We start from the raw sequence: 21953 nt of genomic DNA, 5'->3' as shown, positions 1-21953 counted from the left end.
CCTGGCATGCTAGGCGGACTTTCGCGGCCAGACATCAACAGTCCGGAAAAAACGGCAGATTTCCGGGCGAAACCGGCCCGCCACCGGAAGCGGCCCGCGCCACACCCGATGCCGAGAGTTCGCCGGCAGCCGTTTCCCAGCATCCGGCAACGCGACGGCTATCGCCCGGTCGCGGACCGGACGATAGCCATGACCGCACTGCTAGCACACTTTTGGCAAACCTCATTGCCTCAGGCCAGCGGACTCTCGTCGCAAGCCCGCGACGGACGGCGTTCCGGCGCGAAGCCGGCCGGGCGCGTCGCGCTCAACGTCAACGGGACCGGTGTACTCTTGCGCCCGCCCGCGCGAGGGGCGACCCGGCGGGAATGGTCGACCGACGAACGCGGGATCATCCGCGCGGTGTCGGCCAGCGCCGCCTCGCCGTAGCCCTGGACGCACTCCGGATCCGGACCGTCGGCGGGCAACCCGGTGAAGAACTTCGCCGCCATGCAGCCGCCCCGGCAGGCGTCGTAGTGGCTGCACGACGCGCACGCGCCGCCGCCGCTGGGCTCGCGCAGCTCCCCGAACAGGTCCGAGGACCGCCACACGGCGCCGAAACCGCCGTCGGCCACGACGTTTCCGGCACGGAATCGATCGTGGATGGCGAACGGGCAGGCATAGACGTCACCGACCGGATCGACCAGGCAGACCACCCGGCCCGCGCCGCACATGTTCAAGCCCGGCAGCGTCTGACCGAACGCCGAGAGATGGAAGAACGAGTCGCCGGTGAGCACACCCTCCCCGTTGCGCAGCAGCCAGTCGTAGAGCACCCGCTGCTGATCGGGCGTCGGGTGCAGCTCGTCCCAAACGTCCGCACCCCGCCCCGACGGCCGCAACCTGGTCAGTCGCAAGGTGGCGCCGTACCTTTCGGCGATGGCGCGGAACTCGTCGAGCTGTCCGATGTTGTGCCTGGTCGCCACCACCGACAGTTTCGCGTCCCGGAAACCCGCCGCGGCGAGGTTCTCCAGCGCGCGAATGGCCATGGCGTAGGAGCCGGGCCCGCGCACGGCGTCGTTGACCGCGGCGTCGGCGCCGTCCAGCGACACCTGCACGTCGACGTAGTCGCTGGCCGCCAGCCGGGCCGCGACCTCGGGCGTGATCCGCACCCCGTTGGTGGAGAATTTCACGCCCACGTGGTGCGCGGTCGCGTAGTCGACCAGCTCCCAGAAGTCCGGGCGCACCGTGGGCTCGCCGCCGCCGATGTTCACGTAGAACACCTGCATGCGCTCGAACTCGTCGATCAGCGCCTTGCACTGCTCGGTGCTCAACTCGCGCAGGTCCCGGCGGCCCGAGGAGGACAGGCAGTGCACGCAGGAGAGGTTGCAGGCGTAGGTGAGCTCCCAGGTCAGGCAGATCGGCGCGGCCAAGCCGGACTCGAAGCGATCAACCAGGCGCACCGCCCCACCGGACGCGACAGCCCCCGCCACGGGAGCAGCGTTCGTGATCGCCGCCGGCATCGGCGCGCCTTCCGGCGCACCGATGATCATGTCCGAATCGGCGAGCTGGGTCAGCGCGTCGACATAGACGCCCGCGCCCGCCTCCGGCACCCCTGCCGCGTGCAAGGCGGTGCGGGCCGACGCGTGCTCCGGCAGCGAGCGGACGATCTCGACGATCCGCGGACTCTTCAGGAAGGACAGCTTGCGCGTGCCGAAGTGGTAGAGCAGCGCGCCGAACGGCTCCGGGCGCAGCGCCACACGCGGGTGCAACTGCCAGCGGGTATCGAGATCGAGCATCGTGGTCCGCCGCCCGTCAGTAGACGCCGCACATGCCGTCGATGGACACCTCTTCGATGAGGCTCTCCTCGACCAGCGGCGCCTCTTCGGCCGACCGCGCGGCGGCGGTCTCCATCCGTCCGGTGTTGTCGGTGTCGGCGTGTCCGTTGGACCCGTATTCCGGCATGGCTACCTCCGCGAGGACGATCCGTGTGCGAACTGCTCGGTGCAGTTCGTGCTCACACAATAACGTCATCAACTGACAAAAGAACAGGTTTCAGTCACCGAAATCCGCGCGGCCCGAGATTCCGGCCGCCGCTCGACCCGCGCGACCGGCCCGTTCGCCGCCCGCCGAGTGCAACAGGCGGCGACGGGAGCGATACCCGGCGCTCTAGACTGCGGATGGCAAGCAGCGGAACAGAATGTGACGGGCAGCACAAGCCCGCGGCGGTAGAGGTGGCATGGGAGTCGGACGAATGCAGGCGAACGGGGGCGGCGGCACACAGTGGTGTGAACATCAGGCCTGGAGGCGGAAGCTTGCGTAACCACGGAGGACCCGCGAGCACCACGAGCCGAACGCTGTCGGAGTCCGAGATCGTCGAGGCCGCGCTGCGGGTGGTGCGCGAAGACGGCGTGGAGAAATTGTCGATGCGGCGACTATCCCGCGAACTCGGCGTCTCTCCGATGGCGCCCTACTACTACGTCGCCGACAAACGCGAGCTGCTGGACCTCGTCGCCAGCGCGGCGCTGACCGGAGTGCGCACGCCACCGGCCGAATCCGGGTCGTGGCAGCATCGGCTGCGCGACCTGGTCGACCAGATCGACGAGAAGCTGCGCAAGCATCCCGGCCTCGGCGACATCCTCATCGAGCAGATGCTCGGCAAACAGCTGGACCTGATCGCCGCGATCATGGACATCCTCGACGACGCGGGCTTCGGCGACCGCAACATCCTGGCCGCCTACGCGACCATCCACACCTACTTGTTCGGCCGCAGCCGGGTGAACCCGCGCGACCGCTCCGCCCCCGCCGACGTCACACTGCCTCCCGTGGTCGAGCGGGCCACGCGGCACATCGGCGACCTGCGCGGACGCTACTCCTACGACTTCGGCATGGAGGTGCTGATCGCCGGGCTGGAGGCCCAGCTTGTCCGCCGGGCGACGCCCGACGTACGATGAAACTGAAACACGTTCTAGTTTTTGCGTCGCGGGTAGCCCGTGCCAGGTTCGAGAGGACGACATGACGACTGTCGAGGTTCCACACGGCTCGCGCTCGGTCGTGCTGCGGGTGTCCGCGGTCATCACCGAGACGGCCGACACCCGCTCGCTGGTCTTCGACGTTCCCGACGAGCTGGCCGAGAAGTTCCGCTACCAGCCGGGACAGTTCCTCACCCTGCGCATCCCCAGCGACCGGACCGGCTCGGTGGCGCGGTGCTACTCGCTGGCCAGCTCGCCGCACACCGACGACCGCCCGAAGGTGACCGTCAAGCGGACCGAGGGCGGCTACGGGTCGAACTGGGTGTGCGACAACGTGAAAGAGGGCGACCGGATCGAGGTGCTGCCGCCCTCGGGCGTCTTCACCCCGAAGGACCTGGACGACGATCTGCTGCTGTTCGGCGCCGGCAGCGGCATCACGCCGGTGATGTCCATCCTGAAGTCGGCACTGGCCCGCGGCACCGGCCGCATCGTGCTGGTCTACGCCAACCGCGACCACGAGTCGGTGATCTTCGCCGGTGAGCTGCGCGATCTGGCGGACAAGCACCCGCAGCGGCTCACCGTGATCCACTGGCTGGAGTATCTACAGGGCTTGCCGACGGCCGACGCGCTGGCCACCCTGGTGGCCCCCTATCGCGGCTACGACGCGTTCATGTGCGGCCCGAAGCCGTTCATGGACCGGGTACACGACGCGCTCGCGCAATTGGGCGTGCCGCGCACCCGCACGCACGCCGAGGTGTTCAACTCGCTGGCCGGGGACCCGTTCGCCGACCAGGCGCCGGTCGAGGTCTCCGACGAGGAGGCGGCCGCCGCGGCGACGGTCGAGGTCGAGTTGGACGGCGAAGTCCACCAGCTGAAATGGCCGCGCAAGCAGACGCTGGTGGACATCATGCTGGCCAAGGGATTGGACGTGCCCTATTCCTGCCAGGAAGGCGAATGCGGTTCGTGCGCGTGCACGGTGCTGGAGGGCAAGGTCGAAATGGACAACGCCGAAATCCTCGACCCGGAGGATATCGAGAACGGTTACATTCTCGGCTGCCAGGCGCATCCGGTGACCGACCACCTGAAGATCCAGTTCTGAACGATCCGCCATTTCGAACGCAATTTTGCGTTCGCCCGAAATGGCGCCATTAGCCGATCGATTGCGCCGACTATCGCGCGCGGTATTCGGCGCGCACTTCGGGCGGTAGATGTTCGGTCGCGTAGCTCAACGCGGTGCGTCCCATGACCGGGGCGTGCCGGTCGAGGAATCCGGTCAGCAGGCTCCGGTCGACGCGCTTGCCGACTTCGCGCAGCATCCAGCCCACCGCCTTCTGGATCAGATCGCGCCGATCGCCGAGTAGCAGCTCGCTCAGCGCGAAGGTGGTCGAGGCATCACCCGCCTTGATGAAGGCGAAGGTGGACAGCAGCGCTACCCGCCGCTCCCAGAGCGACTCGGACCGCGCCAACCGGAACAGCAGGTCACGCGGTTTGTCCAGCAGCCACGGGCCGACGATGTTCTCCGCGGACACGTCCACGAGATCCCAGTTGTTCACCCGGCCGCGCCGCACGGCCGCCAGATACAGCTCCACGATGGCGGCGCGCGCGGCGTCGTCGAAGGAGCGCGGCCGGGACGCCGCGGCGAAGCGCGCGTTCAGGATGACCAGCGCCACGAACCGGTCCTCGTGCACGTCGCTGTCGAGCAGCTCGTCGACCTCGTCCAACGGAAGCGCCGCGAAGCGTTTCGCGACACCACGGCTCACCGGGACCCGCACGCCGAGGAACACGTCACCCTCGCCGTACTCACCGGGCCCGGATTTGAAGAACCGCTGCAAGTGCGTCGCGTCGGCCGGATTCGCCAGTTCCCGCAAAGCCGTCCGCACGTCGGCCGCGGTCACCGAGTCGCTCATCGAACCACGCTCCTGTTCCGAATGCTCTGTGCGCCCAACGCGGCCCCGTCCGTCGGCGCGGGCCCGGTCGCCGATGCCACCCCATCCGTCGGCGCGGCCCCAATCACCGATGCCGCCCCAATCGTCAACGGCGCCCCGCCGCTCGGCTCCGCCCCAGTCGTCGGCGCGGCCCCAGCAGTCAATGCCGCCCCGGTCGTCGGCGCGGCCCCGTCCCTCGGCGTGGCCCCAGTCGCCAACGCGACCCCAGCCGTCAATGCCGCCCCGGTCGTCGGCGCGGCCCCGTCCCTCGACGCGGCCCCAGCCGTCAATGACGCCCCAATCGCCAACGCCGCCCCGTCCCTCGACGCGGCCCCAGCCACCAACGCCGACCCAGCCGTCAACGCGGCGCCAATCGTCAACGCGGCGAGCGCGATGCCGGACCGCGGTTCATCCCTGCGCGCCCAGCACACGCCCCGACTCGAAGGCGGCCGCGCTGGCGGGCAGCGCACCGGGGCGTCCGCTGTTCAGCACCCGGACCTCGCCGTTGCCGGTGCTCGGGCGGCCCAGCGCCTCGATACGCCGGATCGTCTGCGCCGCAACGGCTTGCGCACTGTCGAACAGACGGACCCCGTTCGGCAGCGCGGCGACGATCGCGTCGGTCACCAGGGGGTAGTGCGTGCAACCGAGCACCACGCCTTCGACGTCCGGCGGAGTCCGCGCGGCGGCGCCCGCGATCGCGTCGTGCGCGGCGGCCAGATCGCCGCGGTCGATCGCGTCCGCCAATCCGTGGCATGCCACGCCCACCACGTCGGCCTCCCCGCCGAATTTGGCGATCAGATCGGCCTGATACCGGCTCGCCGTGGTCGCCGCCGTGGCCCAGACCGCCACCGATCGGCACACGGCCGCCGCGGGCTTGATCGCGGGTACGGTGCCGATCACCGGCACGTCGGGCCCGACGTCGGCGCGCACGTGCTCCAGCGCCGTGACGCTGGCGGTGTTGCACGGCAGGACGATCACCTCGGCCCCGGAACGAAGCGAGGTCCGCGCGGCGTTCACCACCCGCTCGACCACCCAGTCCTCCGGCTTCGGCCCCCACGGCGCGCCGTCCGGGTCCAGTTGCAGCAGCAGATCCACATCCGGCCGCAACTTGCGCAACCAAGCGGAGGTGGGCAGCAACCCCAGACCCGAGTCGATGAGCGCGACGATCACCGCACCACCGTATTACAGCCCCGTGACAGCACCGCACGCCGTTCGAGGCCAGGCGAACGTCTCCCACGGCAACGGCGGGCTCACCGCCGACGACGCGGTGCCGCCGGATGCTGCACGGATTCGCCCGCGCACGCCACGCGAAGTCCGGTCCGCGACAGAGTGGTGTGCTCGCCCGGGCGCGAGGGCCGACGACGCGACTGGTTCGTCCGGCCCTGGCGCTCATCTCCCGCTGCCGGCCTGGCTCTGGCCCATGGATCCGGCCCATGGATCCGGCCGAGGGCATGGCATCACCGAGGGTTCCGGGCCAGGACGCGGGCAGGCCGGTGCGGAACTCGCCGGAGGTCTGCCGTGGTCGAGTCACGCGCAGCAGGCGTGTTTCGCCAGAGCCCGGCATCGCGCCAGAGCCCGGCGCGAGGTCAGCTGGGCGCCAGCAGTTCGGTCACCGGAGCGCCCGCGGCGATCTTGGCGCGCGCCTTCATCACCTGGGCGGTCGTGCCCGCGCCGACGACGCCGGTGAGGTTGCCGCCCTGGGAGTAATAGGCGAGGAACTTGCGGCCGTCGTCGGAGACGATGTGCACCTCGTCGGTCGCGCCGGGGGTGCCGAGGGCCTGGATCTTGACGTCGTACTGGTCGCTCCAGAAATACGGGACGCGGGCGGCCGTGGGCGGTTGCGCCCCCAGCAGCGCGCAGGCGACCAATTTGGCCTGCTCGCCCGCGTTGGTCCAGTGTTCGACGCGTTTGCGCGAGCCGGTGTCGTGCAGCCAGGCCGCCACATCGCCCACCGCCCACACGCCTTCGGCCGAGGTGCGCCCCACCTCGTCGGCGAGCACGCCGCCACCGGCCGACGGCTCCGCCAGAGCGATCCCCGAATCGCTCAGCCACTCGGTCGCCGGCCGCGAGCCGACACCGATCACGACGAGATCGGCGGCGATCTCACCACCGTCGGACAGCCGGGCGCCGCGCACCCGCCCCGCGTCGTCGCCGAGCAGCGTGTCCACGCCGATGCCGCAGCGCAGATCGACCCCTTCCGCGCGGTGCATCCGCGCCACCAGTTCGCCCACTTCGCTGCCCAGCACCGAGGCCAGTGGCGTCGCCTGCGGTTCGACCAGCACGACATCCACCCCCTTCGCCCGGAAACTCGCCGCGAGTTCGCAGCCGATGAATCCGGCGCCGACGACGAGCGCCGTCCGGGCGCCGCTTAGGTCGGCGCGCAGGGCGACAGCGTCGGAATGACCGCGCAGCACGTGCACGCCGGCGAGATCGGGCAGGCCGGGAAGGCGGCGCGGGCGCAGGCCGGTGGCGATGATCAGCTGGTCGTAGTCCAGCGTCGTCCCGTCGGCGAGGCGGACGCGGCGCGCGCCGGTGTCGACGCCGACGGCTTCGGTGCCCGCACGCAGATCGATCTGCTTCTCGGTGAAGAACTCGCTCGGCCGCAATGTGGTGTCGTCGGTCTCGCCGCGCACGAACTGCTTGGACAGCGGCGGCCGGTCGTAGGGCAACCGCGGCTCGTCACCGATGAGCACGAGGTCACCGGCGTAGCCCGCGCGGCGCAGTTCCTCCGCGGTGCGCAGGCCGGCGAGGCCTGCTCCGACGATCACGATCGGCGCGGTCATGCGGCCATCCCTTCCTTGGAACCCGGCAGCCGATCCCACGGAACCGGCGGTGCGACGAAGCCCACCCTAACCTCTGCTTGGTGCATCGCCCTGTGACGACCATCACGCGTCAATGGTCGGGCAACAGCCGCGCAATCGTGTTCGTTCCGATATTGATCGGGCGGTCAATCAGAGCTATACCGGGGAAAGCACACACTCCCAGCCTCAGGAGGTACCCATGTTCACCGAGAGCCGCGCGCAAGATTTCCTGGCTGTCGTGCTCGGAGCCTTCGCCGCGCTGTCCCCCCTCTGGGTGGACACCAACGACAACGCCATGTGGTCGCTGATCGTGCTCGGCGTGCTCATCGCTCTCACCGGTCTGGCACAGATGGCCCGCCCCGACATGGCGGCGGCGGACTACGTGATGGGCCTGTGCGGCGCACTGCTGTTCCTCTCCCCGTGGGTCATGGACTTCACGGAGTACCGCAGCGCATCCTGGACCGCATGGGTAGTCGGCGTGGTGACGGCGGTGGTCGCGGTAGCGGCGCTGCCGACGGTGTCGGGACGTCTGCACGACATGGCTCCGCATCACTGACGCAGATGCCAGGAACCCGGCGGGCCGGGCGTCGCCGCAGCGCGAAAGCCGACGGCGACGCGCGGCAACTCATCCTCGACGCCGCGGAGAAACTCTTCGCGGCACAGGGATACGACGCCACCGCGACGGCGGCCATCGCCGCCGCGGCAGGCGTCCCCAAAGGACTCGTCTTCTATTACTTCCCGACCAAGGACTCGATCCTGTCCGCCTTGATGTCCGAACGGGTGCCCGCCCAGCCGATCGATGACATCGGCACGGTGGTGGCCCCGGGAGATCCGGCGACCAGCCTGGTCAACCTCGATGCCGCCCTGAACCTGCGCGACCACCACTCGTCGGTGCTGCGGGTGATCCTGTGGCGGGAAGCAGACACCCATCCCGACGTGCGACGGCAACTGCGCCGCCTGCGCGATCAACTGCTGGAGGTCACCACGAAGGTGCTGCAGGCGAGCGCCCCCGCCCCGGTGCGCCCGGGCACCCTGCGCGCGTGCGCGGCGGCCTGGGTCTCGGCGATGTTCGCCATCGCCAGCACCGACCGGCTGCACGCGCTCGACGGCCTGCCACTGCCCACCGCCGAGGAAGTGCTGAACGTAGCGCAGGTGGTCGCGGCCGGGATGACTCAGATGGGGTGATCCCCGGAGTTGTCCACAGCTGGTGTGTTATCCACATTCACCGCCGCGGCGGGTATTCCGGGGGCGCCGGACGATCACGATCGTCGGTATGGAAGCACCGCAACTGATCTCACGCCGGCAAGCACTGGCCGCCGGGCTGTCCGACAAGGCGCTGCACCGGCTGTGCAGAACCGGGCAATGGCAGCGCCTGCGCGCCGGGCACTATCTGAACTCGCCGGGCTCCGGTCTCGGCGAGACCGGCAGGCATCTGCTGATGACGCTGGCGACCGCGGAGTCCACGTCCGACTCCGCCATCACGAGCCACTGTTCGGCCGCGGTTCTGCACGGCCTGGCGATCTGGGGCATTGCGCTCGACCGCGTCCACCTGACCAGGAATCGGATCAACGGCGGCCGGCTGAGCAGACGGGTCGTGGTCCATTCGGCGCAGGTCGAACCCGATGAAATCACCCTGGTCGATGACATACGAGTGACCACCCCGGCGCGGACGGTCCTCGATATCGCTCGCTCGGAAGGGTTCGAACAGTCGGTCGCGGTCGGGGATTCCGCGCTGCGCCAAGGGCTGACGACCACGACCGAATTGCGCGAACACCTTCGCCGCGCCCGGCACCGGCCCGGCTGCCGCCGAGCCGCCCTCGTCCTCGATTTCCTGGACGGCCGCAGCGAGGACGTCGGCGAATCCCGCAGCCGGATCCTGCTGCACCAGGCCGGTCTCCCCGCTCCCCAGGTGCAGGCCCGGGTCTTCTCCGACGACGAGATCTGCGTCGGCCGCGTGGATTTCCTGTTCCCGGATCTCGGCGTGATCGGCGAGTTCGACGGAACGATCGACCGTCGAGCCACACCCCGCGGCCCGGTGCCCGCCGCACAGATCATCACAGCGGAGCAGCAGCGCGAAGCCCGGCTCCGCGCCCTCGGCTGGGTGGTGGTCCGCTGGCGCTGGGACGACCTTTCGGCTCCCACCCGCCTGACCGAACGCTTCCGCGCGGCCGTTCGCGCGGCCGCCGGCAAGCGTCGCGCCGGCTACTGGACCCCCACCCCCAAGCCATGAGCAGCCCTCCCACCGGACCGATGGGTCGAGGATCTGCGCCGCACCTTCCGCGGGCGCACGCCCTCCACGCCCGACATCAGGAACTGAGCGAAATCGACGCGCCTGGCATGCGGGCACCGGCGGATCGACCGCACCGCACTTCGGCGGCAGTTCCAGGTGTCACCGAGATGTGCCTGCCGGCAGCGCGGGACCGAAGACGGCGCGGTGAGTATGTGAACTGCCCCAAGGAAAGCCGGCGCGCCGGATTCGACCCGTAAGGTACCGATCATGGTGCCCACCGAGAGGTCCGAGTTGGTGCGATCGGTCGTCGAGTCCTACCTGCTCGACGGAGCGCGCCGGTACAACCGCACCGAGGTCGCCGAGCAGTCGGGGACGACGACGGCGCTCACCAAGCGATTGTGGATCGCGCTCGGTTTTCCGTCGAGCATCGGCGACGAAGCGGTCGACTACGCCGACGCCGACGTCGCGGCGGTGCGCGACTTCGAGCAGCTGAACGTGTTGTCCTCGGCCGACACCAAGCAACAGTCGGCGACCGTGCGCACGCTCGGCCAGGGCATGGCGCGCCTGGCGGAATGGCAGGTCGACCTGGTGCTGGCGGAGATCGAGGAGCGGATCGCCCGAGCCGAGCCCGATGCCGACCCCGAGGAGGCGGTGCGCACCGCCACCCAGGGCGCCATCGCCACGCTGGAGCAGTTGAACATCTACGCCTGGCGGCGCCATCTCGCCGCGGCGCTGTCGCGCTCACTCGACCCGGGTACCAGCGCCGGTGAGACGGTGCGTGAACTGGCCGTCGGTTTCGCCGACATGGTCGGCTACACCAGGCTGACCAGGCATCTGCATCCCGACGAGCTGTCCATGCTGCTGGAGGCGTTCGAATCCACCACCACAGCCGCCATCACCGAGAACGGCGGATGGGTGATCAAGAACGTGGGCGACGAAGTCATGTTCGCCACCGAAACCGCCACCGAGGCCGCCCGCATCGCCCTGGCCATCCAGGAGTCCACCATGATGGTCGGCGGCACCCCGGACCTGCGGGTCGCTGTCGCCTACGGCCCGGTCCTGCAACGCTTCGGGGACCTGTACGGCTCGGTCGTGAACATCGCCTCCAGACTCACCGGCGTCGCCCGGCCGGGCACCGTCCTGATCGATGACCACGCCGCCGCCGCGCTGGAGGGCGATCCGGCATTCGCCATCAAGCACCTGCGCAGCGTCCGGGTGCGCGGCTTCAACCGCCTGCGCCCGCACCTGCTGCGCCGCAACGGCAAGAACGGCAGGTAGCCGAGACCGCGTGCCGCCCGCCGCGGACGGCCGCCCTAGGCTCGTCCGGTGGACAAGGACTGGTCACAGCTGCGCGCCCGTTGCCTCGTCGAGGAGGACGCGGCGATCCTGGCCCTGCACAAACCTGCCGGGATCTCCGTCACCGGCGAGCGCCACGACACCGACCTCGTCGAACTGGCCGCCGAAGCGGGGGAAACGCTGTATCCGGTGCACCGGATCGACAAGGTGACATCCGGCCTGATCCTGTTCGCGAAGGAACTGCGCGCGCACGGCGAGCTGACCAGGCAGTTCAACAAGCAGACCGCGGAGAAGGCGTACCTGGCCGTCGTGGCCGCCACCGGACTGCCCGATACCGGCGTATTCGATCTGCCGCTCAGTGTGGGCCGCAAGAACCGGGTGCGGATCGCGGCGCCCCGCGAAAGCATCCGCCACGAGGCGGGCCGCTGGTTCGTCGACGACGCCGACCTGCTGCCCGCCAAGAACTACCCCTCGCTCACCCGGTTCGCGACGGTGCTGCGCGGCGCCACACACACCGTTCTCGCGCTGCGCCCGGTCACCGGCCGCCGCCACCAGATCCGCGTCCACCTGGCCTGGACCGGACACCCGATAGTCGGCGACCCGTTGTTCGACCGCTCCGGCGCCCATGCCCGGACCTACCTCCACTCTTGGCATCTCGGCCTCGCCGCCTCGTGGCGCACCCCGCCGGAACTGATGTTGACCGCCGAGCCGGACCCCGATTTCTGGCGCCCGTTGAACGAACCCGCCGAACCGGCCGCTCTCGAACGCGCTGCCCAATCCCTGCGGACGCTCGGCTAGCGCCACCTTCCCCTCCGCACCGACCACGGCCTCCTCGCCTGAGCGTCGAACCGCCGAACCGCTTCCTCGTGCCTGCCTTCTCCGTGCCTGGTCTCAGGCTGTGCGTGGGTGCGCGATTCGTCCACAGTCATCCTCAGGCAATCGCCCGGAGGCACACAGCCGGGACAGGCTGCCGCGCGGAGGTCCGCGGCGGCAGGTCAGTTCGGCCAGTTCGGTGAGCGGCCGAGGAGCAGGAGGATCTGGTCGAGGGTCGGGGTTTCCTCCGGAACGGACAGTGCCGGGGCGAAGGCTGCGCCGGGGGCGGTGCGTTCGGGCCCGTCGGGGACTGCGAGGGCGATGCGCAGCGCCGCTTCGGCCACGTCGGGATCGAGGGTGATGGTTTCGCCGATCGAGCGCGCTACATCCCAGGCGTGGACGACGCTGTCCACGAGGTGGAAGCCGATCGCGAAGTGCGCCGGGATGCCGCGATCGGGCAGGACTTCCGGCAGCAGCAGTGCGCGCTCGAAGACGTCCTCTGCGGCAAAGCCCGCGAGCACGTCGTCGGCCGAGGCGCGATAGTCGGCGACCGGATCGTCGGACGCGCGAACGGCCCACACATCGGGATCGCCGCTGCCCCGCGCGGCGGCGGCGAAGCCGTGATTCTGCGCGATCATGTGTTCCAGCAGGTCACGAAGGCGCCACCCGGCGCAGGGTGTTCCGGAATCCAGTTGATCGGGACGCACGCGGGCCACGGCCTCCACGCTCGCTCGAACCGACCGAGCGTGCTGGTCGCGCAATTCTTTCAGGGAATCAGTAATCATGAGCTTATCGTAAGCTCAAGCTTATGATTTTCCAAGCAGTATCGTCGGTCCATGTCCAACGCTCGTCCCGATCTGGCCGCGATGATCGTGCCGCTCGTGCGGGCGCTCATCGCCGCGGAGACACCCATCCTGGAGCGCCACGAACTATCCATGTGGGGCTACTCCGTTCTGCTCGGCCTGGATGCGGAACCGGTCTACACCCAGGCGGCGCTGGCCAAGGCGATCGGCGCGGACAAGACCCGCATCATCGGCGTGCTGGACGAGTTGCAGCGCCGAGGCCTGATCACGCGCGAACCGGACCCGTCCGACCGGCGGGTCAACCTGGTGTCGCTGACCGACGAGGGCCGCGCCCTCCGCGACCGCGTCCAGCGCGACATCCAAACCGGCGAGGAGAAACTGCTGGAGCGGCTCCCCGCCCAGGACCGCCGAGTGTTCGTGCGCGCCCTGCGCACCCTCTCCGTGGCGGTATCCGAGCAGTCCAAAGCCTGACCGCCAACCTCACACCTTGTGTCCTGGGACACATATCGCCGAGCGCCGTTCGCATGGTGGCGAGCGTCATGACGACTCGTAATGCGCAGGTCAACTAGCCTGATGACGTGCGGCAGCCGCAGCGCGCGCACACTCTGACGCAATGCAGCGAACCCCTAGCGAAAGCGAATGCCGATGATCCTGGTGGCTCAGGTCAGCGACACCCATTTCGATCTCGGCGCCCGCAACGCCCAGCGTGTCCAGCGGGTGATGGAGTTCTTCGCCGGGTTGCGCCACAAGCCCGACGCCATCCTCGTGACCGGCGACATCACCGATTCCGGCAAAGCCGAGCAGTACGCGGAGGCCAAGCTCGCGTTCGACACCGAGATCCCGGTGTACGCCCTCCCCGGCAACCACGACGACCGCGCGGGCTTCCGTACCGCCTTACTCGGCGAGCCCGCCTCCGACGCCCCCATCAACCGCTCGCACCGAATCGGTGATCTCACCCTCGCGCTCTTGGATTCGAGCGTTCCCGGGGAGCCCGGCGGACGACTCGCCGAGGAGACCTACCGTTGGCTGAGCGGCGTACTCGACGCCGCGCCCCCGGCCAAACCGATCCTGCTCGCCCTGCACCACCCGCCCGCGCACCTGTACAGCCCGATCGTCGACGGGATCTCCCTCGCCGATCCCCAGCGGCTCGCCGACCTGGTGGCCGGTGACGACCGGATCGTCGCCGTACTCACCGGGCACGCGCATTCCGCCGCGACGACCACGTTCGGCGGACGCCCGCTGCTGGTCGGCCCGAGCACCGCGTCGGTGCTCAGCGGCGAGTGGGAACTCGACCTGCCCGACCACGTCATGGACTACGCGCCGGACCCGACGATCTCGCTGCACGTCATCGGCGACGATCACCGACTCACCACCCATTTCCGGACCGTTCCGATGGGCGGCCGGATCGGCGTGCAACCGGCTTGAGAGCGGTTTACCCGGCACCAGCCGGGGCAATCGGGAGGCACGAGACGCCTACCCGGGAGGATGCACCATGGTCGACCTGCCAGCCGCAGTGGTGAAGAGCGCGTTCGCGACCGGAGCGCGGATCCGGCATGCCCGGGTGTTCCACCCGAACGGGTTGCACCTGGCCGGTCGTCTGCATGCCGAACCCGAGTTCGAGCCGCTGTTCGGCAGCGGCGAACGCGCGGTGATCGCGCGGCTGTCCAAGGGCGTCGGACTACCGAACGGCCTGCCCGACGTGCTCGGCCTGGCGTTCCGAGTGCTCGACCGGGACGACGAGCCCTGGGACTTCGCGCTGGCCACCACGGGGCAGGGATCGCTGGGCCGGCTGGTGATCACCCCGGCGCGCGGCTGGGCCAGCGCGCGCTACGGATGCCTGATGCCCTATCGGATCAGCAACTCCGCGCCGACCTGGTTCTTCGCCGAGCCGGACGGTGTGCAGCCCGCTTCGGCGTCGCTCGAGGCGATGCAAGCCCATCTGAACGAGGATCTGGTGAGCTTCACCCTCAGCGCGGGCCGTCTCGGCGGACCCACCTGGCGGGTCGCCGAAATCACGCTGCGGCCCGCCGAATCCGCCGAGCACCGCACGGACTACTTCGATCCGATGCTCAACCACCCGGCCGAGGTGGAGTTGTTCCCCAAAGCCATCGGCAAGATTCGCGAACTGGCCTACACGGGCAGCCGCAGCGGCCGTGGTGAAGGGGCTTAGCGCCGGACGACGCGTTCGCGGCGATAGGCGGCCGGGGTGTTACCGGTCCACCGCTTGAAGGCGAAGATGAATGTCGAGGCTTCGGCGTAACCGAGACGGATCGCGACATCGCTCACCGACAGCGGTGTGGCGGTGAGCATTTCCTCGGCCAGAGCACGCCGCACCTCGTCCAGCAACGCCCGATAGCTGGTGCCCGCCGCGTCGAGATGCCTGCGCAGCGTGCGCGTGCTCATGTTGAGATCGTTCGCCACGGCGTCGATGCCGGGCGGCGCGGCGAACCCGTCCGCGCCGCCGCGCGGGACCAAGCGCTCGCGCACCTCGGCTGCGATGCCGGTGCGGGCCCTGCGGCGGTGCACCAACTCCCGGCACTGCGCCAGGCACATCGCCCAGGTGTGCTCGTTGGCCTGCGGCAACGGCTGCTCCAGCAGCATGGGTTCGATGGCGAACAGGTTGCGCGGCATGTCGAACCGCGGGGCCACCAGGGTGACGTCCGCGATCCGATCGGCGTAGCCCGGTGCGGGAAAACGGAATTCGGCCCTGGTCAGCGGCAGGCGCGTGCCGAGCAGATCGCTCATCACCTGATGCATCGCGGTGACGTCGCGTTCGACGAGGAACTGGCGCACATCCGTCGGCACCGACTCGTCGTGCACCACCGCGACGAACTCGTTGTCGCCCCACTCGGCCACCGGTAGGCAGAAGGTGAAGCTGAGGTCCAGGTAGCGCAGCGCGAAGCTGATCGCCTCCCCCAGCGTCGGGCTGCTGACGCAGGCGAAGCCGAAGATGCCGAAGGTGGTGATCCGGTAGCGGCGGCCCACCTCGACGCCCAGCGCGGGACGGCCGGCCAGTTCGCGAACGAGGTTGCGGATGACCGCCAGCTCGGTGTGCGCATCGATCTGCGCGTCCGGATCGCGCAGTTGCTGCTCGGTCAGCGCGGTGCCGTGCAGCATGCGCGCCGCGGGCACGCCGTGTTCGGCCGCGTAGCCGACCATCAGCGCCACGCTGGCCACGCCGCGCGGAAAGTTCCAATCGCGGATATCCGGATCCTGTACCCGCTCCACGCGGACATTATGGCCGAATTTCTCTATGCGACGGCACGGCGGCTCCTACAGTGGAGACAACTACGGTCGGAGTGAGGAGTGTCACATGACAACGCGCGGTCGGCCGTCGATCCTCATCATCGGCGCGGGCTTCGGCGGCATCGGCATGGCGATCGAGTTGCGCCGCAACGACTTCGACGACATCACCGTGCTGGAACGGGCCGCCGACCTCGGCGGGGTGTGGCGGGAGAACACCTACCCCGGTGCGGCCTGCGACGTCCCCTCACCGCTGTACTCGTATTCGTTCGAACCCAAGCCGGACTGGCCGCAGCGGTACTCGGGGCGTGCCGCCATCCACGCCTACCTGCGCGGCGTCGCCGAGCGGCACGGCGTGCTGTCGGCGATCCGCTTCGGCACCAGCGTCACCGACGCCGAATTCGACGACGCCACCGGCCGGTGGACCGTCCGCACCGCCGACGGGGACAGCCGCGTCGTGGACGTGCTGATCTCGGCGGTGGGTCAGCTGTCGCGCCCGTCCCTGCCCGCCATACCCGGCATCGACACCTTCGCGGGACCGTCGTTCCATTCGGCCGAGTGGAACCACGACGTCGACCTCCGCGGCAAACGCGTCGCCTGCGTCGGCACCGGAGCGAGCGCTGTCCAGTACATTCCCGAGATCCAGCCCGAGGTCGGCCATCTCACGCTTTTCCAGCGCACACCGGCCTGGGTGATCCCCAAGTTCGACACCGACTACTCGCCGATCCAGCACAACCTGTTCGCGCGGATGCCCGGCGCGCTGCTGGCCGAACGATTCGGGTGGTGGTCGATCGCGGAGTTCGTCTCGCTCGGACTGGTCGAAGTCCCCGCCATCGCCCGGTGGGTGGCCCGCATCGCCTCCCGGCACCTGGCCGAGCAGGTCGAGGATGCGCAGCTACGCGCGAAACTCACCCCGGACTACCCGATCGGGTGCAAACGCGCGCTGTTCTCCAACGACTACTACCCCGCGCTCACCCAGCCGAACGTGCGGGTGGAGACCACCGCGATCAGCGAGATCACTCCGCGGGGCGTACGCACCGCCGACGGTGCGACGCACGAGGTGGACGTGATCATCTACGGCACCGGCTTCAAGGGCACGGAGTTCCTGTGGCCGATGGAGGTCTATGGTCGCGGGGGGCGCAGGCTGGCCGACGCCTGGGCCGACGGCGCGCACGCGTACTACGGCATCGCGGTGCCCGACTTCCCGAACCTCTTCCTGGTCTACGGGCCGAACACCAACCTCGGCGTCGGCTCGATCATCTACATGATCGAGTCGCAGACCCGCTACATCCGTCAGGCGGTGCGGTGGCTCGCCGACCACCCCGGCCACTGTGTCGACGTCCGGGCGGACCTGGAGGAGGACTACAACGTCACGCTCCAGCAACGACTGGCCCGCACCCCGTGGAACTTCTGCGCGAGCTGGTACCGCAATTCCGCGGGCCGCATCACCAACAACTGGCCCGGCTCGCAGACCAGCTACCGCCGCCGCACCCGGCGCTTCGATCCCCGGCACTACACCCTCGACCCGGTCTCGTGACGAATCGCACGGCCGCCGGCCCCGCTCGGATTCGACTCGACGCGGCACCGCCCGCCGGGCTGGCAGACTTGTGCTGTGAATGAACTGGCCCGTCCGGGCGCGTCGGAGCAGCGCGGGCCGCTGCGTCCGATCGAGCTGGCCACCGGCGCCGTGCTCGGTGGAGCCACCGTCGGGCTGGTGACCATCGGATCGGTGATCCCGTTCGCCGGCGCGCTGCAGTTGGTCGCGGCGGTCCCGATCGGGCTGATCGCGCACCGCTTCCGGCCGCGCGCCCTGATCACCGCGACCATCGCCGCCACGCTGGTCACCTTCGTGGCGGGCGGTATGGCGGCGGCGACGGTGCTGGTCGCCTCGGCCACCATGGGCGGCATCATCGGCACCGTCAAGCGGCGCGGCGGCGGGCTCGTCGCGGTGCTGGGACTCTCGCTGCTCACCGGGCTGGTGTGGGCCGCGCTCGCTGTCGGTTCGCTGCTCGTGCTGTCGAGCGCGCGCCAGTTGGTCTTCGACAACATCCGCAACGGCGCGCGCGGCTTGCAGGATCTCGCCGCCCAGGTGGGCGTGACTCCGCTCGGGCGGGTCGTGGCGGAACTGGCCGATGCCGTGCTGCGCTCGTGGTGGGTGTGGCTGGGCGGCGGCGTCGCGCTCGGCATGATGGCCACCGGGGTGTGCTCCTGGTATGTCCTGGGCTCGGTGCTGGACCGGCTCGACTGGCTGCCCGGGCGGGACCGGCTCGACGCACCGCTCGACGACCGGCCCGTCGCGCCGCTGCCGGTCACGCTGGAACGCGCCGGCTTCCGCTACCCCGGAGCCGGTCGCGACGCGCTCAGCGACGTCGACCTCACCGTCGAGGTCGGGGAATTCGTCGCCGTGGTGGGGCACAACGGCTCGGGCAAGTCCACGCTGACCCGGTTGCTGGCCGGCCTGCCGCCCACCTCGGGGTCGGTGCGGCGCCCCGGCTCGGCCGGACTGGGGCGACTGGGCGGCACGGCGCTGGTGTTGCAGCGACCGGAGAGCCAGACCCTCGGCGTGCTCGTCGCCGACGACGTGGTGTGGGGATTGTCCGCGGACCTGGCCGCCGAGGTGGACGTGGAAGGACTGCTGAGCGAGGTCGGTCTCGCCGGGATGGGCGGCAAGGAGACCGCGACGCTCTCCGGCGGTCAGCAGCAGCGCCTGGCGGTCGCGGCGGCACTGGCCCGGCGGCCCGCCCTGCTGATCGCCGACGAAGCGACCTCCATGATCGATCCGGACGGACGCGGGGAACTGGTGGAACTGCTCGCGGGCCTGCCGAAACGCCACCCGATGGCGGTGGTCCTGGTGACCCACCACGAAGCCGATGCCGCGGCCGCGGACCGGGTCGTGCACCTGTCGGGTGGACGGACGGTCGCGCACCTGCCCGCGTGGCCCCGTCCGGCCCGCGCCGCGCGCCGCGGGCCGATGGGCGAACCGGTCCTCGAACTGCGCGATGTCCGGCACACCTACAACCGCGCGACGCCGTGGGAGGCACCCGCGCTGCACGGCGTCGACCTGTCCGTCCGGCAGGGCGAAGCGCTGCTCGTCGTCGGCGGGAACGGCTCGGGCAAGTCCACCCTGGCCTGGATCATGGCCGGCCTGATCGAACCGAGTTCCGGCCGGTGCGAACTGCGCGGGAAGCCGGTCGGCAAGCAGATCGGCGGGGTCGGGCTCGCGTTTCAGCATTCCCGCCTGCAATTGCAGAAGCAGACCGTCGGCGCGGAGATCGCGGACTGGGGCGGACGCGCCACCGGCTCCGGCGCGGTCGGGCGCGCGCTGGACGCGGTCGGGCTGGACCGGTCGCTGGCCGCACGCTCGATCGAGGAACTCAGCGGCGGACAGGCCAAACGGGTGGTGCTCGCCGCGATCGTGGCCAGCCATCCCCAAGTGGTCGTACTCGACGAACCGCTGGCCGGACTCGACCCCGAGGGCCGAGCCGACATCGTGGAACTGCTCGCCCGGCTCCGGGATGCCGGTTTGACGCTGATCGTCATCTCGCACGACGTGGCCGACATGGCGGCGGTGTGCGACCGCACGGTGCACCTGCGATCGGGACGCATCCTGAGCGCGGAATCCGCGTGGGCGGCCACGCCGGTGCCGAGCAAGGCGGCCGCGCGAGCCGACTCCGGAGCGCTGCACGCGCCCGGTGAATCGGCCTGGCGGTTCGAGCAGGGAGGTCGATGATGAGCACCGTTCTGCTGCGTCAAGTGCCGGTCGCCAGTCCGGTGCACCGGCTGTGGGCGGGCACCAAGATCATCGGCGTCTTCCTGATCAGCCTGGTGTTGATGTTCCTGCCGTCCTGGCCGGTGCTCGCCGTGATGACGGGGTTCCTGGTGATCGTGGGCGTCGTCGCCCGGCTGCCGCTCGGCACGCTGCCGCGCCCGCCTTGGTGGTTCTGGGCGCTGTTCGTCGTCGGCGGCCTGCTCACCGTCCCCGTCGGCGGTGCGGCGGTGCTGCGCTACGCGCAGATCGCGATGTTCACCCTGATCCTGGTGACCGCTTCGTTCCTGATCGCGTGGACCACACCGATGGGTGACGTCGCGCCCGCCCTCGCCAAACTGGGCGCGCCGTTGCGCAGGCTCAGAATGCCGGTGGACGAATGGGCTGTCGTCGTCGCGCTCACCCTCCGCGGTCTGCCGTTGCTCATGGAGGAGATCCGGGTGCTGCGCGCCGCCCGTCGCCTCCGCCCCAAGGACCGTATGCTCGCCCGCGCGGTCGACAACCCGCTCATCGACATCCTCACCGCGGCCATGGCGGTGGCCACCCGGCGGGCCGGTGAACTGGGTGAGGCGATCACCGCACGCGGTGGCACCGGGCAACTCACCGCCCATCCCAACGCTCCCGGCCTGCGCGACGCTCTCGCTCTCGTGCTCGTGTTCGGCGTCTGCCTCGGCTCCCTCGCACTGCACTTGCTGCTCTGATACGCGCGAGAGAAGTGACGGGTGCGAGCCGAACGGGTGAAGAACCGGGTCTCGGTTGGTCGCGGCCCCTGATGGTTCGCGGGGCGGAATTCCGGGCCCCGGATTCGCTGAATATTTGCAGACCGTCTGGCGTCACTCGAGGTAAGGCCCGGTCGATGCCACGGAAAGCACTGTCGGCAGTTCACGTACCACGCTTCGGCGGGAACGGCAGCCGTCGCCCCAGCCAGTGGGGCCCGCCCGCCCGCCCACGCCACGACTCGGCCGCCCGGATCACGGCCACGCCGCGCCCCGCCCCTCGCACGCGCCCCGCGCCTCGCGAAAGACACTGCCGTGCTGGAGATTACACCTGGCGCACAACCGCCTGCGCATGCTTCGGATGCAATGCTTCGATTCGAAGATCGCACCCCACCGCCCGAATGAAGCCCGACCGGACCCATTCGAACGCCCGTATTGCTCGATCAATAAATAGCGGAGAGCTATAACACCGCCACTGGACAAAGACGGAAGATTACCCTCTGAATTCGTGTCCCAAACCCCTTCGGCCACAGTACAGTTATCACTCGGAAGTAACTGTCTTTTGGATCACATCACGGATGTACACGCCGATGGGGGAAGGAAATTCGGCGTGCGCCGCGTTCTCTATTGCTCGAAGCCTGATGAAGATTGGAAACCGAGAAATGATTCTGCGGAAAGTCACTGCCGCTGTCGTGCCACTGGTCGCCGCGCTCACGGTGGGGTCCGGTGTCGCGCACGCGGAACCGGGCGCGACAGCGGTTCCGGACATCGGCTACCAAGCCGAGCTGATCGGGAACAAGGTCGTCACGACGCTCACCGCGGGCACGTTCGAGGTGCGCGGCGACGCCGTCGACATCAAGGACGCGGCGGGTGCGGTCGCGGTCACGCTGCCGCTCGCCTTCCGGCAGGACGGGCTCGAATACCCCATGTCCCACGTGGTGCGGGACGCGGGCCGGGTGCTGGAGCTGACCGTCGTCAAGGACACGGCGCAGGCGCGCCCCGCGGCCACGCCGGTCGCGTCGCCGTTCGAGAACCAGCGCGCGATGGACGCCTTCCTGTCGCAGTTCGGCATCGCCACCGCGGTCGGCGGATTCATCGGCACGGTGATCGGAGCGCTCGTCGGTCTGACGGGCCTCATCGGCGGACCCGTCGGTATCGCCACTGTGCTCGCCGGCGCGGGTATCGGCGGCGTCATCGGCACCATCGTCGTCGGTGGACCGGCCCTGATCATCGCCGGTATCGATCTGATCAGCACGCTGGCCGCCCCGCCCGGCAGCACCAAGTGGATGGACACCACCGGGCGTTCGCAGAACTGACCGGTGCCCCTGGCGCTACGCGCACCGAATCGACCGCGATTCGGTGCGCTTTCGTCTGTGCGGGCCGTTGGTGGTTCGCCGGAAGCGGCCGCCGAGACC

Annotated in this window: 21 protein-coding genes; 14 read left to right on the top strand and 7 right to left on the bottom strand. The window is 69.7% G+C overall.

Annotation, left to right across the window (positions count from 1 at the left end):
• Positions 1-230 precede the first annotated feature (230 nt).
• On the bottom strand, positions 231-1772 hold the full coding sequence (gene mftC / locus ACGF7Y_RS14055; RefSeq protein ID WP_393233368.1) for a mycofactocin radical SAM maturase: 1542 nt from the start codon (positions 1770-1772) through the stop codon (positions 231-233).
• A gap of 16 nt (positions 1773-1788) precedes the next feature.
• Positions 1789-1887 carry a mycofactocin precursor MftA gene (mftA, locus tag ACGF7Y_RS14050; protein WP_157107015.1) on the bottom strand — a complete coding sequence of 33 codons (99 nt, stop codon included), beginning with the start codon at positions 1885-1887 and terminating at the stop codon, positions 1789-1791.
• 401 nt (positions 1888-2288) lie between these two features.
• On the opposite strand from mftA, the gene mftR2 reads away from it, so the two are divergent.
• On the top strand, positions 2289-2927 hold the full coding sequence (gene mftR2 / locus ACGF7Y_RS14045) for a mycofactocin system transcriptional regulator MftR2 (protein WP_393233365.1): 639 nt from the start codon (positions 2289-2291) through the stop codon (positions 2925-2927).
• A gap of 61 nt (positions 2928-2988) precedes the next feature.
• Entirely contained in the window at positions 2989-4044 is a 1056-nt protein-coding gene (locus tag ACGF7Y_RS14040; RefSeq protein WP_393233363.1) for a 2Fe-2S iron-sulfur cluster-binding protein, read from the top strand.
• Between the two features lie 70 nt (positions 4045-4114).
• Here the strand turns inward: ACGF7Y_RS14040 and ACGF7Y_RS14035 are convergent, their stop codons facing one another.
• The 3 genes from ACGF7Y_RS14035 to ACGF7Y_RS14025 all read right to left on the bottom strand — a co-directional run bounded on the left by ACGF7Y_RS14035 (position 4115) and on the right by ACGF7Y_RS14025 (position 7653).
• Complete coding sequence (locus ACGF7Y_RS14035) at positions 4115-4852, bottom strand: DNA alkylation repair protein (RefSeq protein WP_393233361.1); 738 nt, start codon at positions 4850-4852, stop codon at positions 4115-4117.
• Positions 4853-5278: 426 nt separating this feature from the next.
• Entirely contained in the window at positions 5279-6040 is a 762-nt protein-coding gene (locus tag ACGF7Y_RS14030) for a glutamate racemase (protein ID WP_040870185.1), read from the bottom strand.
• 416 nt (positions 6041-6456) lie between these two features.
• Positions 6457-7653: an NAD(P)/FAD-dependent oxidoreductase gene (locus tag ACGF7Y_RS14025; RefSeq protein ID WP_393233358.1), complete on the bottom strand. Its 1197-nt coding sequence runs from the start codon at positions 7651-7653 to the stop codon at positions 6457-6459.
• 217 nt (positions 7654-7870) lie between these two features.
• Between ACGF7Y_RS14025 and ACGF7Y_RS14020 the strand changes: the two genes are divergently transcribed.
• The 5 genes from ACGF7Y_RS14020 to ACGF7Y_RS14000 all read left to right on the top strand — a co-directional run bounded on the left by ACGF7Y_RS14020 (position 7871) and on the right by ACGF7Y_RS14000 (position 11995).
• Entirely contained in the window at positions 7871-8227 is a 357-nt protein-coding gene (locus tag ACGF7Y_RS14020) for an SPW repeat protein (protein ID WP_040870186.1), read from the top strand.
• A gap of 5 nt (positions 8228-8232) precedes the next feature.
• The gene (locus ACGF7Y_RS14015) at positions 8233-8856 is read left to right on the top strand and encodes a TetR/AcrR family transcriptional regulator (RefSeq protein ID WP_357122355.1); all 624 of its coding nucleotides are present in this window, start codon (positions 8233-8235) and stop codon (positions 8854-8856) included.
• Positions 8857-8944: 88 nt separating this feature from the next.
• Positions 8945-9901, top strand: a complete 957-nt coding sequence (locus tag ACGF7Y_RS14010) for a type IV toxin-antitoxin system AbiEi family antitoxin domain-containing protein (RefSeq protein ID WP_393233355.1) — start codon at positions 8945-8947, stop codon at positions 9899-9901.
• A 267-nt stretch (positions 9902-10168) separates the two neighbouring features.
• Positions 10169-11179 carry an adenylate/guanylate cyclase domain-containing protein gene (locus ACGF7Y_RS14005; protein WP_393233352.1) on the top strand — a complete coding sequence of 337 codons (1011 nt, stop codon included), beginning with the start codon at positions 10169-10171 and terminating at the stop codon, positions 11177-11179.
• A gap of 48 nt (positions 11180-11227) precedes the next feature.
• On the top strand, positions 11228-11995 hold the full coding sequence (locus tag ACGF7Y_RS14000; RefSeq protein ID WP_393233350.1) for an RluA family pseudouridine synthase: 768 nt from the start codon (positions 11228-11230) through the stop codon (positions 11993-11995).
• Positions 11996-12192: 197 nt separating this feature from the next.
• On the opposite strand, the gene ACGF7Y_RS13995 is transcribed toward ACGF7Y_RS14000, so the two are convergent.
• Positions 12193-12795, bottom strand: coding sequence for a TIGR03086 family metal-binding protein (locus tag ACGF7Y_RS13995; protein ID WP_393233348.1), 603 nt, complete (start codon positions 12793-12795; stop codon positions 12193-12195).
• Positions 12796-12846: 51 nt separating this feature from the next.
• Here ACGF7Y_RS13995 and ACGF7Y_RS13990 point away from each other — a divergent pair, with 51 nt between their 5' ends.
• From ACGF7Y_RS13990 to ACGF7Y_RS13980, 3 genes are all read left to right on the top strand, one after another.
• Positions 12847-13284, top strand: coding sequence for a MarR family winged helix-turn-helix transcriptional regulator (locus ACGF7Y_RS13990; RefSeq protein WP_393233345.1), 438 nt, complete (start codon positions 12847-12849; stop codon positions 13282-13284).
• A gap of 168 nt (positions 13285-13452) precedes the next feature.
• Positions 13453-14238, top strand: coding sequence for a metallophosphoesterase (locus tag ACGF7Y_RS13985; RefSeq protein WP_393233343.1), 786 nt, complete (start codon positions 13453-13455; stop codon positions 14236-14238).
• Between the two features lie 67 nt (positions 14239-14305).
• The gene (locus tag ACGF7Y_RS13980; RefSeq protein ID WP_357122378.1) at positions 14306-14983 is read left to right on the top strand and encodes a phosphodiesterase; all 678 of its coding nucleotides are present in this window, start codon (positions 14306-14308) and stop codon (positions 14981-14983) included.
• On the opposite strand, the gene ACGF7Y_RS13975 is transcribed toward ACGF7Y_RS13980, so the two are convergent.
• Entirely contained in the window at positions 14980-16041 is a 1062-nt protein-coding gene (locus ACGF7Y_RS13975) for an AraC family transcriptional regulator (RefSeq protein ID WP_393233339.1), read from the bottom strand. The genes ACGF7Y_RS13980 and ACGF7Y_RS13975 overlap by 4 nt on opposite strands.
• Positions 16042-16126: 85 nt before the next feature.
• Here ACGF7Y_RS13975 and ACGF7Y_RS13970 point away from each other — a divergent pair, with 85 nt between their 5' ends.
• From ACGF7Y_RS13970 to ACGF7Y_RS13955, 4 genes are all read left to right on the top strand, one after another.
• On the top strand, positions 16127-17593 hold the full coding sequence (locus ACGF7Y_RS13970) for a flavin-containing monooxygenase (protein ID WP_393233336.1): 1467 nt from the start codon (positions 16127-16129) through the stop codon (positions 17591-17593).
• A 75-nt stretch (positions 17594-17668) separates the two neighbouring features.
• Entirely contained in the window at positions 17669-19786 is a 2118-nt protein-coding gene (locus ACGF7Y_RS13965; RefSeq protein WP_393233333.1) for an ATP-binding cassette domain-containing protein, read from the top strand.
• Entirely contained in the window at positions 19786-20523 is a 738-nt protein-coding gene (locus ACGF7Y_RS13960; protein WP_393233330.1) for an energy-coupling factor transporter transmembrane component T family protein, read from the top strand. The genes ACGF7Y_RS13965 and ACGF7Y_RS13960 overlap by 1 nt, the downstream gene beginning before the upstream one ends.
• A gap of 593 nt (positions 20524-21116) precedes the next feature.
• Positions 21117-21854, top strand: a complete 738-nt coding sequence (locus ACGF7Y_RS13955; protein WP_393233327.1) for an ammonium transporter — start codon at positions 21117-21119, stop codon at positions 21852-21854.
• Positions 21855-21953: the final 99 nt, after the last annotated feature.

Origin of the sequence: Nocardia sp. NPDC047654 (assembly GCF_043205035.1) — a bacterium.
Taxonomy (GTDB): Bacteria; Actinomycetota; Actinomycetes; order Mycobacteriales; family Mycobacteriaceae; genus Nocardia.
The sequence above is the reverse complement of the archived record's forward strand: the minus strand, read 5'-3'. Positions and strand labels throughout refer to the sequence as shown.

What these genes read in the sequence shown, in the direction of transcription:
- ACGF7Y_RS13980 (WP_357122378.1), top strand. Translation starts at nt 14,306, where the DNA reads ATGGTCGACCTGCCAGCCGCAGTGGTGAAGAGCGCGTTCGCGACCGGA.
- ACGF7Y_RS14040 (WP_393233363.1), top strand. Translation starts at nt 2,989, where the DNA reads ATGACGACTGTCGAGGTTCCACACGGCTCGCGCTCGGTCGTGCTGCGG.
- ACGF7Y_RS13990 (WP_393233345.1), top strand. Translation starts at nt 12,847, where the DNA reads ATGTCCAACGCTCGTCCCGATCTGGCCGCGATGATCGTGCCGCTCGTG.
- mftC (WP_393233368.1), bottom strand. Translation starts at nt 1,772, where the DNA reads ATGCTCGATCTCGATACCCGCTGGCAGTTGCACCCGCGTGTGGCGCTG.
- ACGF7Y_RS14025 (WP_393233358.1), bottom strand. Translation starts at nt 7,653, where the DNA reads ATGACCGCGCCGATCGTGATCGTCGGAGCAGGCCTCGCCGGCCTGCGC.
- ACGF7Y_RS14020 (WP_040870186.1), top strand. Translation starts at nt 7,871, where the DNA reads ATGTTCACCGAGAGCCGCGCGCAAGATTTCCTGGCTGTCGTGCTCGGA.
- ACGF7Y_RS13955 (WP_393233327.1), top strand. Translation starts at nt 21,117, where the DNA reads ATGTACACGCCGATGGGGGAAGGAAATTCGGCGTGCGCCGCGTTCTCT.
- ACGF7Y_RS13970 (WP_393233336.1), top strand. Translation starts at nt 16,127, where the DNA reads ATGACAACGCGCGGTCGGCCGTCGATCCTCATCATCGGCGCGGGCTTC.
- ACGF7Y_RS13985 (WP_393233343.1), top strand. Translation starts at nt 13,453, where the DNA reads ATGCCGATGATCCTGGTGGCTCAGGTCAGCGACACCCATTTCGATCTC.
- ACGF7Y_RS14035 (WP_393233361.1), bottom strand. Translation starts at nt 4,852, where the DNA reads ATGAGCGACTCGGTGACCGCGGCCGACGTGCGGACGGCTTTGCGGGAA.
- ACGF7Y_RS14010 (WP_393233355.1), top strand. Translation starts at nt 8,945, where the DNA reads ATGGAAGCACCGCAACTGATCTCACGCCGGCAAGCACTGGCCGCCGGG.
- ACGF7Y_RS14015 (WP_357122355.1), top strand. Translation starts at nt 8,233, where the DNA reads ATGCCAGGAACCCGGCGGGCCGGGCGTCGCCGCAGCGCGAAAGCCGAC.
- ACGF7Y_RS13960 (WP_393233330.1), top strand. Translation starts at nt 19,786, where the DNA reads ATGAGCACCGTTCTGCTGCGTCAAGTGCCGGTCGCCAGTCCGGTGCAC.
- ACGF7Y_RS13995 (WP_393233348.1), bottom strand. Translation starts at nt 12,795, where the DNA reads ATGATTACTGATTCCCTGAAAGAATTGCGCGACCAGCACGCTCGGTCG.
- mftA (WP_157107015.1), bottom strand. Translation starts at nt 1,887, where the DNA reads ATGGAGACCGCCGCCGCGCGGTCGGCCGAAGAGGCGCCGCTGGTCGAG.
- ACGF7Y_RS14005 (WP_393233352.1), top strand. Translation starts at nt 10,169, where the DNA reads ATGGTGCCCACCGAGAGGTCCGAGTTGGTGCGATCGGTCGTCGAGTCC.